This is a genomic window from Chitinophaga sp. 01L420 (assembly GCF_056399985.1).
Map to the genome: position 1 here is coordinate 64,988 of NZ_JBFTSK010000032.1, position 18,765 is coordinate 83,752.

Annotated in this window: 3 protein-coding genes; all 3 read right to left on the reverse strand. The window is 45.6% G+C overall.

Translation table 11 applies throughout. The annotated features are described in order from the left end of the window. Positions 1-422: 422 nt before the first annotated feature. Complete coding sequence (locus AC1DP6_RS25405; RefSeq protein ID WP_477057350.1) at positions 423-9,908, reverse strand: Tc toxin subunit A-related protein; 9,486 nt, start codon at positions 9,906-9,908, stop codon at positions 423-425. Positions 9,909-9,945: 37 nt separating this feature from the next. Further along, a complete protein-coding gene (locus AC1DP6_RS25410) occupies positions 9,946-17,361 on the reverse strand; it encodes a SpvB/TcaC N-terminal domain-containing protein (RefSeq protein WP_477057351.1) in 7,416 nt (2,471 codons plus the stop codon). A 729-nt stretch (positions 17,362-18,090) separates the two neighbouring features. Then, a partial coding sequence (locus AC1DP6_RS25415; protein ID WP_477057352.1) for a hypothetical protein occupies positions 18,091-18,765 on the reverse strand: 675 nt, incomplete at its 5' end.

Genomic DNA, 18,765 nt, shown 5'->3' on the forward strand with positions numbered 1-18,765 from the left:
AATATTATTATATAATTTATGTTGGAAAATCATGTTTAAATGTAAACTTCTGCTGCCCGAATAGAAGGACCATTTAGCCATTTGCGGAAATGGGTGAGCAGTAGGTGGATTGAGAACAGTTTATTGGTGGGTTACCGGTACCTTTATCGCTGGAGAATTTTAGCTGGTTCCAATATAGGCTTAGGAACTTATCGTCAGCTACAGGGCAGTGAATTTCTAAGCTCGCGCTAGTCGCGGGCTTTTCTTTTTTGCTTTATAATAATCGTGTTTGGCTACTGAGTTTACATGGCTTTACAAAGCGCTGAACTCCTTGCGAATTAGCGCTTTTAAATTATGAAAAACCTGCACTCAAATTTTTAAGCCTTTTATATAATTAAATAAAAACAGTCCTGCAAAAGCGATCATTGATAAGATCAATACATTTATGTTAACTGATAATGAACAATGGCTAACAGGTTCTTACAATTATCTTCTGTTAGCGGCGAGCTGTTGGGCAGGTTGCTTGTCATTGGATAATTCAGGGTAAGCGGTGTAGCCGTTAACGGAAGTGTTTTATTGACCGATGAAACAGTACCATGCATCCATGCACCAAATACATTATCCTGGGCCAGTTTTATAGGAGAGAAACTGGCCGCCAGCAGCTTCAGTTCTATATGATCTACAGGGTCCTGTGTTTCTGCTATCCATTCTATGGAAGTGATCTTTACTTTGTTGCCTTGTGCAAAATAAGGGAACCGGTCAGGGCTGATATTAATGGTCAGCACCTGCTGATCTGTTGGATTTGCAGGATGGAGGAACTTATACCATTCTGTTGGGAATTCATGCCGGAAATCGAAGAGACGCATCAGCCCTTTATCTTTTTGTGATACCAGCATCACATTGATAGCATTGGTAATATTGGTGATAGCCGCCTGTTTTAATCCATCTCCTCCTTCACGGGCAGTATAGCGCAAATGAATGATCACATCGCTGATGGTATCATAATCAAATTGCCGGAGTGCAGCAGGTAGTTGTAACCGCCATAGACTGATAGCCCCGGCACCTTCAAAAGGCAGGTACCGCTCATCTTTGAAGTTGAGTTCAAACAGCCCGTTGTCGTTTTGGCCGCTGCTGGTAGCGATCGACTGAATGGCCCCCACCGCATCCCTGAACCTTGGATCGTCTGCAGGCACACCGGTTGCCATTTTGCGTGGATAGCTGCCGGAGGCATTGGCGTTGATCCGTAATGAGTTTTTGTTGAGTGTCAGCGTACAGCTAATAGTAGTATAGGGCCCTGTAACACAAGGAATGGTGAGGCTCACGGACTTAATACGGCGCATGAATTGACCCGGATAGTCCAGATCAAATAGTTCTTCCGGCAGATTGATCCAGCAGTCACCTGTTGTTTTCAGTTTCAGGAGTGCCGCCGCATCCAGTTGCGCCAGTGAAATATGCTTGGTTAATTCATATTCCCGTTTATTCAGCTCGTAATAAGCCAGCTCCAAACGATGCAGGTCATTCATCAGTTGTTCTCCGCTTAGCAATCCTTTCTTCAGACTGTCCCAATAGGCAAAACGGATATAGGCGGAATCTGTCAATGCCAGCTCATACCGTAAGCATTGCTCTGCTTTTTTAGCCGTTGCATAAGCCAGGTTATATCCTTGAAAATACACCGTAGATATCTGGGTGATCATCCAGTTATACAGGTCTTCATTGGTAAATTTGCTGTGCATAAGCTCATTGGAAACCTGCGCATTATCGATCTGTAATTGTTGGTTGGTGACTTCTGTATTGGCAATATCCAGTTTAATTTGTGCTCCCAGGATTTGTTTGTCAATTTGCTCCTGTTCTTTGGTAGCGAGGTTTACCTGGTATTGCCATTCATCGCTGCGTCGTGCATACCCGGCAAGGGTACTGGCAATAGCCGCACCTTTATCCAGGGCGGTGGCTATAGAGGAGAGTGTTTTCACGGCGTCTTCTGCAGAGTCTCCGAAACTGGTACCACCTGTTTGCGCAGTAACAGTAGGGGAGCCTCCAAAACCAGCAGCCCCTATCATAAAGTCGGGCACCAGTTTTAACCCGCCAGATAAGGCATAGCCGATGGCGATGGCTGCATCAATAACAGTAGATGCTGTATTGAGCCCTATCGCTACTGACTCGCCGGTGTTAAGGCCGGATTTTATCAGGTTTTGGTAGTACTGTTGCCGGATGGTGATCAGCTCTTTCTGCTTATTAAGGTTGTCAAGTGCTATCTGAGCATCCGTGATTTGTTTGTTCTTTACATTCATGACTGCCTTCAGCACACTTATTTCCTGACCAGAACGCAGGAGCGACAATGTTTCCGCATCTTTCTTCTCCAGCGCCACTAACAAAGATGCTCCCAATGATTTTACCTCTACGGTTAATTCTGTTGCTTTCTGAATCATCACCTGGAACCGGTAGAATGGCAGGGGACTGTTCAGGTCATTGAGGATACTTCCAAGGTCAAGGCCTTGCGCGGCAGCACGTACCAGTAATCCCGGATTGATAGGAGGTGCAAATAAGGAAAGAGGACTGAAAACGCCTTCAATATTCAGGCAATGACGGATGTTATACAACCGCTGTGCTACGGTATCCCAATAACCTAGTAACTGATCGTTTGCAGGCAAACAGAAATATAAGGTCTGCAAAGTTGGCATTTTGGGCTGCGGCTTCACACCATCATAACCAATAATTGTTTGTAGAGGCATGAGGTTTTCAATATCTACCATTGCATTGGACAAGGCATCTAACTTCTGTTCCAATTGATAGTAATTATCTACAGGACGCTCGTAGGCAGGGGGTATCGTTTCCGGCCTTGGCCCCAGAATCTGTGCGGCCAGCAAATACAATTGGGTAGCTTCATTCACCGATTCCATGGTATCCTGTGTAAACAGGTTGTCGCCCCAGGCAATCAGGTGATCAATGTATTTCATGACAGCCGTTTTCTGGTAAGCCACTGTACGGTAGGAAGCAATAAGATGAGGCTGGAAAGGATTATTACGCCAGGCGGTAACATCTTTTACCAGGTCCTGATCACCTGCATTCACACCCAACAAAATGTTATCAATCAACTGCTTATTATATTTATCATTTACGTTGATGAAGAAAGGTTTGGTGACCCAGAATTTGTCTGGTGATGCAAATGCAGAAGTATCGGTGGGATTGAAGATATATTTATACCATTTATCTGCATCTTCAAATTGCTGGTTCTGATCAAGTCTTTCTGCTATCATCAGGGGTGCATGAAAGAACAGTTCCCAGTTGTAAAGAGAATAGCCTGCTTCCGGATTAAAATCGACATCCTCTCTCGGGTAGCCGGGCGTGAGGTCTGTTACCGGATTGGGCAGCGCATTAGGATAGCTCGCCGGATTAAGGGCATCGTTGTAAACAAGGGCGGAAGGATTATAGAAATCTTTGAAATTAAATTTATCCGGATTGCTATCATAAGCCACATCACCTTTGAGCTGTGTATCCCTGCTCATCAAACCATCAACACCTTTGGTAAATAATACCCGCATGAAATAGCAGGCAAGTGGATGGTAGAAATTGAAATAATGATGCATCAGAAAAAACTGCGAGTTTTTGGGAACAGTAGACATGATCTCATTGATTCTTGCTGTGTTCTGCTCTATGATGGCAAAGAAAAGATCTTCGAAATCGCTGTACAGAAATTCAAAGTTGCCATTATCAGTCAATTCGGGCCTTACATAATAAGTGCGGCTGCCATCCTGATAAAAATAAGACATGAAAGTACCCAGGGAAACTTTTATTACCCGTTCGTTGCTAGCGAATTTAAGACCACTTGTGCCCAGCAGTTCGTAAAGAACGGCAATATACCTGTCCAGAAAGCCCATCTGGAAGGGGATCACATTTCTAAACGCGGTAGGCGTATTGTTTAATATGGGAACACTGGACAAAGACAATACATGGTTGCTTTGCTCGCCATCAAGCATGTTTTGAAGGGCACTGTTGTCAAACAGCCATGGATGGATGCCGACAGGTGCATGTACACGTTCCGGATAGCCCCTGCAGGGATCCAGCTTAAATGACCCCTTGTAATTATAATAAGGATTTCCGGACTGATCAGACTCTGTATAATAGCAATTGATGATAAGATCCCCGTTCTTTGAAAGTGCTTTTTCTATGGCCTGTAGCAGGAACTGGGCAAGGTCTTGCTTTTTGTTGCCTGCCTCGTATTGTTTCACCAGCGCTACCAGATCAATCTGCGGCATATCCAGGGGGGTAAACAGGAAGGATGACTTGTATGGGTGATAGAGGGTGACTCCTGAATTTTGTTGAACGGTGAGCATGCCACTATCATCATAGGCAGAAATCTTTTTAGGCATCCATTTACCCTGCCGGTATTCGCTGTATCCCATTTGTATTAACCAGTCCTTATCAGCCGGCTGCAAAGGGAAACCAGATTGTTTGGGTTCGGGGATATCCAAACTGACAGGTGGATCTGACTTCTCTGTAAAAACAGCCCAGAAAAGATAGAACCGGTTATTATACATTACAGGCACTATATGATCACTGTTAATATCCAGGTCAATTTTCTCCCACGGCGTCCACAATCTTTCCACTATCGATAACTTCCGGAAGTAATATATTTTAGGATCACCACCATAAGTTCGTGCCACTACATAAAGTGTTTTGCCGGCATCATCATACCACATCCCTTTCACTTCAAGACGGGCTACGCTATCCAGTCCGTGCAAATAGGTCATAAAGGCATCTTCTACATTGGGACCGGTGACCTCATTTTGCGATAGATTAGTTTCCAGGTCTTTGAAGAAAGACGATTTAACAGGCAACAGCTCGGGCTCTATCCAGTTTTCAGGATAGAGAAATACTTTATAGTTAGCCTGGCTTAACCTGTAAAACTTCATCCATTCCCACTGGCTCCAATCGCTATCTACTGCTACATCCACTGTAACAGCCGGTTCCAATGCCAGGAAGCAACGTTGCACAAAAAGCTGTACTGAGTTAGTGGCCTGAACGATCCTTGAAGTAGGCTGGCAGGCACACATTTCCACGTCCAGCAGAAAATAACTGTATAGCTCTGCATCTGTAGCCCAGTGTTGCGTACCCGGATTGGCCAGCAGATAAGCAATCAGTGCATCCCGTTTCTTTTCCCGCAACTGATCCTGTAATGGCTGGCTAACAGGAAGCCAGTCTTCATCAGCATAATTAGATTTCAACGTCTGTACAATCTTCACGGCATCATCATAAGTGAGTGAAGGCTTACTCCAGGCGATCGCGTCGTCGGCTCCGATATTAAGCGTGGATAGAACAGAAAAACATTTATCCAGGCGCGACAGGATTAACGGAGAGGTAAAGTCAACAGGAGCTGCCAGGTTCAAATAATCAGGCGTCTCTACAAGCTTTTTAAGATCGTCCTGATTCCAGCCGGTAAGCGTCACCAGATCTGCTTCGATGGCAGCGATGGATTTGGCACTGATGGCATCCAGCAGTATATCATATACAGACAGGGTAAGCGAAGGCGTAACGGTAGCATCCAATGTTTTTTGCGGATGCCGCTGCGCAAATTTTAAGATGCAGACCAGGGCTTCGAATTGAACGAAAGTTGTTACAGCGCCCGGCACGGCCACCAGCGGGAGCAACAAATAATCGAGACTGCCGGCAGCAGCAGCATGTGCAAGTTGCCATTGAAGGTCTGTTACTGATAGTTTGAGCTTAACAGCCAGGAAACAGATCTTTTGCAGTTGCAGGTACAGATTAAACTGTGCCGGGTAGTTGGTGGGCGTCAGGTCCTGCTGTTTATTAATAAAGGCATTGTTGGTATAAACTGTAAATATATTGGAGATAGACAGCATCAGTTGTGCCGTGAGTTGTTTGGCCACACTGAACCAGGTGGTGAGCTGCGCCGCAATGGTTTGTTGTTGCCGGATACTGTTGTACACCGGCGAAATAATTTGAAGGAAATAAGCAAACCTATTTGCAACATCAGCCCAGGTAATAGCTGTTAATGTGGCCAGGTCGGCAGGAGTATGAATGAAAATATTAGGCGGCGTATTATCTGTTAGTAAAGACTGGCCAAATACATTGTTAACAGCGTTTTTAAATTCAGGGGTACCACTCAGCAGCCCTGTCAGGGCTGCCTGATCTGCAGCGCTCATATACCCATGCCACACCAGTTGCTTAGCGGCATTGTCATAGCTTACCTGCGCTGTATAGCTATCCCAGATTGTTTGATCGCCCGCGCTGAAAACAGGTAGTGTGGGCAGGGTAGCAATGATAGTAGTTGTATTATATTGAACCCTGAGGTTATTTAAGAAATTGGCAGCATTAACAATTTTCTGTGCATACTCCACATCGTCGGCTGTGTTCAGTATATCCAACAGCTTATTCACCATACCAGGGTCCCAGTTCAATAAAGGATCAGAGAGCCATTTGGTGAGCAAGGCGCCCTGTGGATCAGGAGAAACAGTCGTGGTGGCAGCTACTTGCAACAACGAAGATTGTAATGCTGCAAGCGAGGCGGAAATTTGTTTCGTGCTGGCTATATATGTATTATCCGCAGTGTCCTGATGCCGAAGCACATAATTGAGTTCGTCTATTGTAAATCCAGCATTGGCGACTCCGGTAAATTTTTCTTTGAATAATGAGGTAAACACCGGGCTGGAGAATGGATCAATATTGATAAGATCAAATCCATCCAGTTCACTGGCAACAGGAACAGACAAGGATTGTGAAAGCAAGTAAACCCTGTAAAAATAAGACAGGTTCTTCAGTGATAATTTTCCGTCTGTACGGCTAATCAGCAAGTGAAGGTCTTCCGGTAATAAGCCGGTAGCAGCAGTAATCACTGCCTCATGCAGCGTGGTGATCGCCGTAGTCCCTGCAGTAACCGCGGCAATGGAAAAATCAGGATTAACGGGGTTGGTGATCGATCTGTTCTGGAAAAGCTGGATGTACAGGCTGTTATCTCCTGCAGTATCAATGTCCTGATAAAAAGTAAGTAACTGTGCCGTACTAAGCGACCATGCCTGCTGTAGCTGCAGAAAATGATGCAAGGCTACCGCAAAAGGAGTGTCAATATTTCCATTTCCTACCACAGACCGGATGATGGCGTCCAGGTCAGGCATGGAAAGGCTGGTTTTCTTCCAGAGGCGGAGAAAACGATGGATGCGGTCAAACGCATCCGGCGACAGGTGAATGATATGTTTGGTGGATGTATCGCATGACAGGTCTTTATGTTCTATAACGATCTTCTGACCCGGATTGATAAATGGCTGACTGAGTAATAACAGTATATCCGTATATGCGAGGCCGGAAGCTTTTTCAAAATCTTTTATCCCTGCACTGGTTCCCGCCGCCATAGGGCCCCAATAGGTGGTTTGATGAGTAGTATCCGGCTGAAAGATCAGCGCACTTTCTGCTTCATTTATACCAAGGTATGCATACGCTACCTGCAAATCACCATTGGACGGTGGTCCGGAGATATCATGTTCTTTGTTGAATGTTTTTATCAGGTCATATTTATTGATGCCCAGCTTGATCAGATAAAGTTCCCCTTCCGTTTCAAACAAATCAAATGGTAATGCAAATGGACGCGTGGCATTGTTCAATATACCCTTGGTGCCATTTGCGATGTTATCCTGGTAAACGGGTAGATTGATATATTCAGGATTGGCACTGATTTCGTCCCTGCTGAGCAAGGTCTGATGTAACAATTGTATATTGACATTGGCGCCGGCAGGTGTGGCTTTCAGCACTACCAGTTTATCGCGGATGATCCAATGTGTTTCCGTCATCTTATTGGTACCATCAAACCGTATACTGCTATACATATCAGATACCATTGCGTCTGTTGTTAGCAGGTTGCTTACATTTTCAAAACCAGCTGCTTTGAATCCGCCGGAGATGGAAGTATAGGTGCTGTTATCGATAACGCCTTTTTTTAGCGGAGGGATGGCCAGTGAAATAACAGGAGGATTGATATAATCTTCCATCAATTCACAGGCGATGTCTATATAAGGGGTTTCTGTGTTTGTATTGGCGCAATTTAAATCGATGTCGCCGATGTCGGGACGACGCAACAGTAGCCAGTCTTTTGCTGAAACACCGATAGTATTGGAGTTGCGTTTGGCCAGGTAATGCAGTATATCAGTGAGATAAGAGGCAGCGCCACCTACTGAGTTACATTCATCACATTCGCAATAGTCCCCGTTGCCAAACAGGGTAACCAGATCAGGAATTTCTGCTGTCAGACTGCTGTATAATTTTTTATAATCAGGAAATACTTTAAGTAGCGAGGCGTCAGACAACGACTTGATATTAGTAGCAAAGGCCAGCGACTGGCTATGCACCTGGGTGGCCTTCTGGAAAATATCATCGGCGGTTTTGGTATCCAGTTTACCGGCATACTGACGGATGAAATTATCCTTGCCGATCTGGTATATCTGGGATGCCGAATGAATATTGTCTTCCAATAAAGCAGCGGTGGCGGTGTAGGTAGGTGCCAGCTTGAATACGCGTTGTACTCTTTTCAAATGATCCGCAAATGTGGTAGCATCCAGGTTGGTTTGGGAGGCCGTTTTTTTGTCTGATGTAATGTTTTTAGAAGAAAAAGAAGCCGGATGTGTTTTGGCAAATTGGTGTATCCTGGTATGTAAGAGATCAAAGTTAGGATGTGCATTTAAAAAGCCGGCAATAGTTGCAGCATGGGAAATGGAAGAATTATTGTCTTTCTCCAGGCGGGCCGTAAAGGCGGCAGTCGGGAATTTGCGGGTAAAATTAGCTTCCAGTTTTGTAGCAGATAAACCACTGGCTATTTCTTTTTTGGAAAGGATAGCTTCCCAGTCTTCGCTGTTATAGCGTGCCAGTTTTTTGAGATCATCCGGTTGTGTGATCATGCCTGATTTTATCAGATGTGTTGTCAGGGTCATGTTTCCGCCGGTAAGTTCGCTGAGCTGAAAAACGGCATTCAGTTTGTCATTATGACGGGCAAGATTGGGATGCGTTTGCAGGTTGGTAAATAACTGATCGATGGTGCCAAGATGTGCTGAATAGCTGGTCATGAACTCATCTGAATCTTCCTTGCTAAGGCCGGCGATCTGTAATTTAGCGAATATGGCGCCCGGGTCGCCGGTAACAGGATGTGATCTGTTATATTCCTGTATGGCAGCCGTCAGTTGTTTTTTTAAGCCGTCCAGGTTGGCCAGGAAGCGATAGGCAATAATATTATCACTCACGGCCTTTTTAATACCATTGAGGAGCACGGCTATATTTTCATGCATGAGCCCATCGAGTATAAAGCTCAGTTGTGGCTCGTACACATCATTGGTAAGATGGGAAAGGGTATTGCTAAGTGTATTTCCGGGCAGTCCTTCACGCAGCAGCCCGTAAAAAATTGCCGCTTCTACCTTGGTTAAACTAAAGAAACGGTAAGCCATGGCAAAGTCTTCGATCTTATCCTGCGGCAACCCTGTTTTATTGATCAGGAAGCTGATGTCTTTTACCTTTTCATTCTCTGAAAGAGCAGATAGGTCTAGTTGTCCGGTATAAGGAATAATGCCTGCCTGCATTTGCTCAAATTCAGAGCTCCCCCGGAAAGCCTGTCCGCTTAAGTCAATATCAATATTCAGTTGCGCCTTTGCGTTAAAGGTAACCGGTGATTCATAGAGGATGGCGGCATTTGCATCATAGAGTCGCACAAATACATCGGCGGCATTTTTATCCGTATAGGAGAAGTTTTCTGGGGTGTAGCTAATTTCATAATATCCTTTAGCATCTGTTTGCACGCGGCCCAACTGCTGCTCGCTTCGGATGTCTTTATCAAAAGCGCCAATGGTAACATTGGCAAGCGGTTGCTGGTATTTATCTCTTACGTTGCCATACACTTTGCTGGCGGTGGTAGCTGCTGCTGAAAATGTCTTTTCCATGAAAAGGGTTTTTAAATGAAAGCATATGATGGGGTGCCTAAAAACGTCCTATAATTGTAATGACTCCTCCATTTCCCGACATGGGTGGCATCGGCGGTAGGGGGGATCCCAGGTTAGCTTTGTCGTTGAATCTCGGATCAAAAGGAATGGCAGTTGCTGCCGGGGCCCCAATGAAAGCTGAGCCGGTAAGTTTTACGTTGTTACCCAAGCCCAATCCTATACCGGCGGTAAAATTCTTTTGCCCTGTTTGATTGGCTTTTAATCCAACGTTGAGGTCAAGGGTTCCCAGCCTGGTTGGCGTGGAAACTTTGAGTTGACCTTCATAGCCTGCGCCTATTTTTCCGGATAGCGTCACCGAAGTAGCACCACTACCTGATGATGCACCTGGCGTAGTTTTCTGGCTGGCGGAGGCAGCAGGTTTGTCTGGTAACCCGGTAGGGGCGCCAGCCGATGGGGTGCCGCTGGTTTTAGCCGGACTGTCTTTCTTTGTATTGTCCTCCGGCTTAGCCGAAGTATCGCCGGCAGTCACTTTCAGCTCGAAACTGTAAACGTCGGCTCCATCTTTCTTTTCATAGCCAAAGTTAACAGACAGGTGACCTTTGGTGAGGGCTTCTGAGAGCGCCTGTGTGCCAGCGCCGGCCAGTCCCATCACCAGTTGCCTTGTAGGAACGTCGCCTACTATCGGAACATTCAGGTTGTTGTTTTGAATAGCAAGAAGAACCAGCACTGTTAATGCCGGAGCTACTATTGTTACTCCTCCGATCACTACGCTTACCTTATTTTCCGACCATTCTTTCTTGGCGTCTTTACCTAATTTTTCCAACTGGGGATCAATGAATTTCTTTTTCAGCTCTTTTACAAAATCCTGTTTCAGGAGTTCATCGCCTAATGCTTTGGCTACTTTGCCGGCATCTTTCAGTGCCTGGTCGCCTGTAGACTGGTATACCGGTTCGCCGTTAGGGCCTGTACTCAGCACTCCGGGCTTATCGTCTGTGCCATTGGGGTCCAGCAGTTTTATAGGATTGTTTTTTACGTATGCATAGTCGTTAATGCCGGCTTCTATCCCAATAGGATCTGCTGCCGTCCATCTTGCCAGCCAGGGCGCATAATACCGGGCCCCATGAAAATACAAGCCACTTTCTTCATCCCGTTCTTTACCGGTATAACGGTAACGCTTACCCGTTTCCGTCAGGTTGTCCATTGCCTGATAGGAGGTGCTGCCAAACGGATAATATTCTTCATAAGAAATAATGGCTGCATACTGATCAGTTTCCAGGCAGGCAGTTGAAAGATGATTGCCGTATTGATAACGAATGAGAAAAAGCAGTCCATTATCATTGCCTTTGGTACGTACTTCAATCATGGCAATGCGCTGGGTATTATCCATTACATGCACGGTTTCCCGTTCCACCTGTAAGGTATTGCCTTGTGTTTCACGGTAGCGTTCATACGCTCCGAGATAGATGCGCTCTTTTATAAGTGCACCGTTTTCGATCACTTTACGTACCCGCTGTCCGGTGCCATCGTACACATAATAGGCCGTACCTCCACCGCCTAAATCTGTCTTCCGGAGATGATCAAAAAAATCCCAGTCAAGGGCAAAGCTGGCGTTTTGCAATTGCAGCATATTCCCATGCAGGTCATAGCTATAATTGGTAACAGGAGCACCTACCTGTGTTTGTTCCAGCCGGTTATCTTTTGTGTGGCAGGTAAATTGCCTGGTCCAGCGATGGGTAAATCCGCCATTACCAGCATTGTGGATCATTTCCAGCATATTACCTACCTGATCATAACTATATAGCTGCTCATAGCTTTGCATGGCATTCATGTCACCTTTCAGCAGCAGCCTGTTGCCGCCGCCATCTTTTGTTTTGTCGGAATCGAACTGGTCGGCAACTGCATTGGTCCCTGCATATTCGCGTCCCGTTGCATAGATGAGCCGGTAGATGGCGTCGTATTGGAATTTATTGCCGGGATCTACTTTGGCATTATTAAAGAAAACAGTTTGCTGTGCGTTGTCAATGATCTGGGTGATATTGTTTACCGGATCATAAGTATAGTTCAGATCCTGTAGTATATCTGCCCCTGCATTGCGGGTAGTGAGGAGCCGTATAAGGCGGTAGGTGGTATCCTCATAAGTATAGCTGGTAGCGGTGTTATTGCCGTATACAATACTGTCACGTTGTCCTTTGGCATTATAGGTAATACTTTGTACAAACGGTTCGGTGGTGAGCTGAGAGCTGATCCATACATTCACCTTATTCAGCAGCCCGCTCAGGTTATATGCTGTCATTATCCTGCTGCCATCAGGCGTACTCAGTTCTGCAGGCCGGTTGGTGGCATTGAATTTTAATGCGGTATTGAATGTTTCTGTTGTATTTAAGAGGGTGTTTTTATCGGCTACATTCCAGTTGATGGTATGCTTATAATCGATGGTGAATTGTTTGAAATTCTTTTTCAGGCTGCCTTTGAAATTATATGCGGTCATTTGTAACAGGCCGGATTGATCGAACTGTTGAAAAACCGCGCCCCGTAAATTCAGTTGCATATCATTCGGTTGCCCTTCACCGTACACAATAACGGCGATATTATTCAGTGTACTACCCATCGTAGTAGTAGAAGTTAACCAGAGGTTGGTAGGGCGGTGCAGCGCATCGTATTCGTGCCGGAAAAGAAGACTAACCGGTTTGCCCAGGCTATCGGTATTATTGGTAAACTCCTGAACCGGAGCTCCTACCACATCCAGTAATGTCCATTTTTCGCCCTTGTCCATACTATGCAGGTATGCTTTGCGGCCCACCATATCGTAATGGAATTGCACTACCATATTGTTCCGGTCATCGATCACAGCTAGTGTATTGTTTTCTATGTCAAGTATATTTTGCGTGGCATAGTTTCCATCACCGGCATTATTGGAGATGGTATAAAACTTTCTTCCCAGTGTATCCAGGTAGGTATTTTCAGGTGTGTTGGCATGTTTGGCGGCCAACCATGCTGCACGGGTAGCAGGAGCTACCGGTTCCGGACCAAGTGGGTTGGGGCTGCCCTGCGCAGTATACCAGCCGCTTTCCAGCACCGTATCATTTTCATCCCAGGTGAGTTGTTGCCAGGCATCAAATTCAACGCGTGATAAGGTATCATTGGGATGCCTGATAAGGATATTTCTACCCAAAGGATCATAGTAATGTATAGATGAAAAGCCAATTTCCACGAGCGCCGCTTCCTGCTCATATTTGTAGGTAGTGCTGTAGAAGGGCTCATATGCTATAACGGGATTACCTTTGTTATTGAAAATAGTTCTGCCGCTACCTATCCAACGGGGATCGGGACTAGTATCTACCGTAACCAGTAAATTGCCGGACCATTGCAGGGCATTACCAGGATCAGCCTGTATTTTTGTTTGCAGGCTGTGGCCCAGGCCACTGCTATATCCTACGCTTAGCAATACCCGGGTTTTTTCTCCCACCTGCAGTTCACTTTCATGTGTTTCACGTACTATTCCTGCAAAACATACCGGCGTAGCGGCGTTTACCCAGGCATTAAGATCGTAGTAAAAAAAAGAGGTGRCTTGCTGTAAAAATTTAAGCGGGTTGGTCATTACTTCATCGAGGTTAGCCGGTTCAATGATGGAGTATCCACTCAGGGGTTTATCGCCATGCATGCCATCTTCTTCTTCGCCATAAGTGGAGGTAGCTATCACCATTCCCAATTCATCCAACAGCGCTTCGCTGATATTGGCATTTCTGTCTTTTAGCCGGGTAGGTTGCAACAGGCGGTAATCTATTGCTTCTATTGTATCCACATTATGTACAGCATCTGTTGTGCTGGTGAGTGCAAGAAAATAAGGATCGTAGTGAAGTTTGGTTTCACTGTTGAGTGGATCTTTTACCGCAACAGGCATATAAAACCGTTGCTGTGCATTGGCTGTCATTTCGCCCATGTTAAGATAAACCTGCATGCCGGAAGGAGCCCACCAGTTTACCCCATCGGCCTGTACATAACCTGCGCCGGTGAGCACGGGGTTATTAACAGCAACCGTATTGCTGCCAAAGAGATGGGTGAGCAGGGAGGGTGTAAATGTTAGTTTGTACTGTTGGTATATTAATCCCAGCGTATCTGTATTGCCTAAAACGAGAGGGGTAGTAAGATCATTGTTGAGATAAATAGCGTTTACCTGTTCAATAAGACGTTTTTGAAGAGAAACATTGTTAGGAATGTCCTCATATTTTATCCCTGTTGCGGTAGAAAAATTATTGATCAGTTCCGCTCCTGTAAAAGCATTGCCGGTAAGGGGCAACAGCCCGGTAAGCTCATAGGTTTTTGTTTCGGCAGGTAGCGGTAGCCGGTAGGTGCCGGGATCGTCAAAATGATTGGTGACACTATGGATGGTATATTGTACATGGAGCCTGCCATGTACTTCCTGTACAACTGTTGGCAAAGAAGGATCTACGGTTTTTCTTCCATATACTACGGATGCCGACTGCAATACATTTCCGAAATCATCCACTTCCAGGTTGAAGGTATGTGAAATGCGCGGATCAGCAGGATTCCTTTCATTGTAAAAGCTCGCGGCTTCGCTTTCATGATTATAGAAAGCTGCATACTGATTACCGTTGCGGGGTTGCAATAGTTTAATAAGACAGTTGTGTGTATCTGCGGTGTAAGTGAATGGTTGCAGAGGAGTGCCATCCATCGCATATACTTCCCGCCGCAGGATCATGCCTTTGCAGGCACGAAGCGCTTCCCGGATTTCAATAGCATTGAGCCCGGGAGGGAGCAATGGTGCAGGCAAGTCAAATTCCAAAGGGCTTTTATTATATTCATGCGCAAACTGGTTGAGTATTTTTGCTTCATCTATATAAGCACCGGTATGGTACCATGTAACTACTTTTACGGGAGGCTGGTGCAGGTCTTTTTCTACCACATTGCTGCCAGCAGATAGCATGAAGTGCATAAAATCTTCCGTATCAGTTTGTTCTACCCTGCCAAAGCCACGGAACTCTCTTTCCGCATGGTCATAGTAGCCGTGATGATAACTATAGCTGTTGGTAAGATATATACCTGACGTAAGATCGTTGGTCATTAATTTGCTTACGCAATGCACCGGGAAGGGGAGCCTGGTGACCCAGGGAGTTCCCGCTTGCTTATCCTGCAAATAATACACGGAGGAGCTGGTATATTCACAGGTCACCACTTTACCCAGGCCATTGGCATAAGACGAAATGATGTAAGGCTTTTTGCCACCCATAAGATCGATGTAGCGGAATGGTGCATATTCATACCCTGGCAGGGAAGAAGACCACACAATGGTAGCTGTTCCATTACCCAGGAAATCAACTACTGTTACCTGGCTGGGTAATGCAGCGTCGGGAAATGGATGAATGGAAATATCGTCGCTCCAGGCATTTCCACTAAGGTTAAGCCAAACATGGCATTGGCCGTTACCAATGTATAAAATGTCAGTGGCCCCTGTACCGCTTACATCGGCCAGGTGCAGATAAGCAGGGTTAAACATATCGGGTGCATCAAATATCGGGGCATCGCTCATATTCACTTTGGCGCCAAATTTTCCGTAACCCAGATTAGGCCAGTAGCATATTTCTCCATTACGGATGCGTACAATATCGGTGAGGCCATCTCCACTCATATCCGTCAGGAAAATACTTTTCTCCGGATCGCGGAATGTAATGGCGGCACCTTTCTCTTCATCATAAGGTTTATGCGCCAGTTCGGCCGAATCATATCCCATCATGCCCTGGTTGCCATACCAGGTGAATACATGTTCATCTGCTATAATAATATCCGGCCGGCCATCGCCATTGAGGTCAATGAATTTTATATTGGGATCGTTCAGGTCTACCTGGGCAAGTTGGGGGAWGGGGGTGAAAGATTGCCATCCGTTATTTTCGTCATTCAATTCAAAATATCCTCTTACAGGATCTTTCAGGCTTACAATAAATTTCCTGCCGTCGGCTTCCAGGTCCTGTAGTTGTAATCCTCCATTGAACATCCCTGTGAAAGATGGCCTGGACATCACCGCTGCTGCGCGGGAAAAATTACCATTCCCCAGATTGGATTTATAAAACCATCCACCTGCCTGTTCGGTCAGTATCCCTGAGATGCCTTCATTCCATAAGTCCAGCCATTGATAATTATCTCCTATTCCAATAGGTGCATTTGCCCTGCTGGCTGCCGGTACATCCTGAACAAGGGTATTCCATTTTAATTCCTGGTACGTAAATCCAATGGGTGGCAGGCTTTTTTTCGTATAACCGGTAGCTGTTTTTTTATAACCGGATTGGGTAACGGAAAGGATATAATCTGTTTCTGCATTGCGTTTTTCAGGTATGGTGGCTGCGGGGTTATTACAATAACGGTATTGTATATTTAGCGACCGTACAAGCACCGGTTCCTGGTCAATGTTATTACCCAGCTCTTTAAAGTAGTGAAAGAAGAGTATACGCTGGCAAAGGCGATAAGTACGGATTTCAAAACCGGCGCGGTAATCGGAAAACGCATCCGCTCTGGCAAGCCAGTCTTGCTGTATGGCAGGCAGCGGGGTATCGGCGTTATGGTCACCAAAGTCAAAAACAATTTCATATACATATTGCGGATTGGCAGGCGGGGCGGGATTATAAGGGTCGGTTGAGTCAACACTATATGGAAGGGTGTTGCCGTATTTTACCCGTTTCAGGTAACTGTTGGTGAATGCCGCCAGCCCATTGATGCGGTTTTGTTCATGCAATTGTGAAGCTACATTTAACCTGTTTTCTGTAACGTATTCATATTCCAGGCAGTTGCCCTTATCGTCAAAACTGAATTCAGGCAACCATTTGAAGATCTTATCAGGATAAAGGGGGTCGATTATCTGCGCCTGTTTACTGCGCCCATAAATGGTGGTGATATTGGCAGCACTGGTAATCTTCCAGTAGAACTGCGTACTGTTTGGAGGTGTAATTCTTTCTATCCGGCTGAAGCCTGTTTCTATTCGTGGCCGGTAACGCCTTATCCGTTCTTTTTTCGGAGAAGTGGTTTCATCTATCTGCCAGTTATCCAGCGCATCTTTTTGTAACACGGGCACCAGGTCTTCTGATCCGGTAAGCATAAAAATGTCTGTATCAGTTGCATCTTTATATTCCGGCAGTTTCTTATCCGTTCTACGCTGAATAGCAGAAAGGGAAAGGCTCCAGCCCAGCCCGAAACAGCTATTGCCTGATCCGGAATTATAATTTAAGGAAAGGGCAGGCGCAAAATCGCTGCGGGTTTTTGAAATGGGCAGAGGAAGTGAATAAGAGGCGGTGCCATTCATCGCATTGACTTCAAATTTCTCGTCAATATTTTTCAATGCCCCTCCACCTTTGGGAAGGTTGACTGACGGTACACTGATGGAAAAATTATCACCTTTTGAAGAAGATGTGCTACCGGCTTTTATTGGCCCTGCATTGTTTTCCATAAATAGCTTTTAAGATGTTTTGGGGTTCTCATTATCTATACCTGTCAGTCACCTGAATCGTGTCTGATGTAAAAAATCAGGCATACAATACAATAACGTGTGAACAACATGATATAACAAAAGCAAGTATTAAGAAATAATCCAGTTTGGAGTTTAAGGCCAGCTTAGCGTTTTTGGGGTTTGAGGTTTATTATGGTGAAGATAAGGAAATAAAGTATACAAAACACTCCCATTTTTCCACAGGGAATCAGTACCCGGCTGCTTTTTTATAACTGCCGGTAAACCTGGGGAATAGTGTAAATTTTAAGCATAAAGTTTAGTTAATCTATAAAGGAAGAAATCTACAGATCTATGGTTGCCAGTTGTCCGAAAGCGGGTATCACGGATGTTTTGGGCGGAATTTTATCTTCATACGCTGTTAAGATATAGTACATAAAGCACCCCCATCATTATAGTCAACATTACCTCTTCATTATGGAGCATCCGTCTATGCTATGCTTAGCACCCGCTTAGTACCTATAGAAACAGTGCAGGAGAGGTGGACTTGATGCAGGGATGAGTTCCGGATGTATAACCGGGGTGAAATTGAATGAGAAGAGGGATGGAGGTCAGAAATGGCAATAGCAGGGCTGCTTCAGTGCCAGGCTGTAGCTGCGGAAAGAGATGTACTATTGAAAGAAAGCAGGTATAAAAGGATTATTCATCAAAATATCTCCGGGCAAGATGGCTTTATTCCAGTTGAATGATAGCTGGATATGCGTGTGTGTAGATAAGTTTGGGAAGCAATTTCGTGCGCTTTGGGTACCTACGTTTATTGGCGTGTTTGGGTGCCTTTGGCGCTGCCACTGCGATAATATCGGCCGCGGTATATCGTCTGCTGTTGGATGGGCTATCTTTGTACATAGCCCTTACCTGGAAAACGACTACCAGTGAACCTTCCCCGGGTACATCGAATGAAACATTTGTTTCCTGGAAAGTGGTATCGGTGTCTATCATGAGCGTAATCGTTTCGCTACCTGTCACCCGGCGTGATGTAAAATCAATACGCGTTGCGATCACTTTTACTTCCAGCGCAGCAATGCCTTTATACCCGTCGATGGTTTGTGCGGGAATGTTTAAGATTCCGTTACTCAAAAGCCGGGGAGCCACTGGAAAGAAACGATCTACGCCGGTATGCTGATTGAAGCGGAAGCCTGTCAGCGCCTCGTGATGATCACCGGCAGCAATGAGTAGCTTGTTTAGCCGATTGATGTGGGCGCCGTCACAATGGATATCCAGGTGGGGGTAGAAAGCATGCCGGATAAAAGCGCCTTTCCTGCTGGCGATGCCAAAGCGCCGGGATGCGCGGCGGGTAGCAGCCGTTTGCTGCACGCTTTGCGGCATGGAGCGCAGGAAGTAGTTGCC

Coding starts and splice junctions, on each gene's coding strand:
- AC1DP6_RS25405 (WP_477057350.1), bottom strand. CDS start 9,908: ATGGAAAAGACATTTTCAGCAGCAGCTACCACCGCCAGCAAAGTGTAT.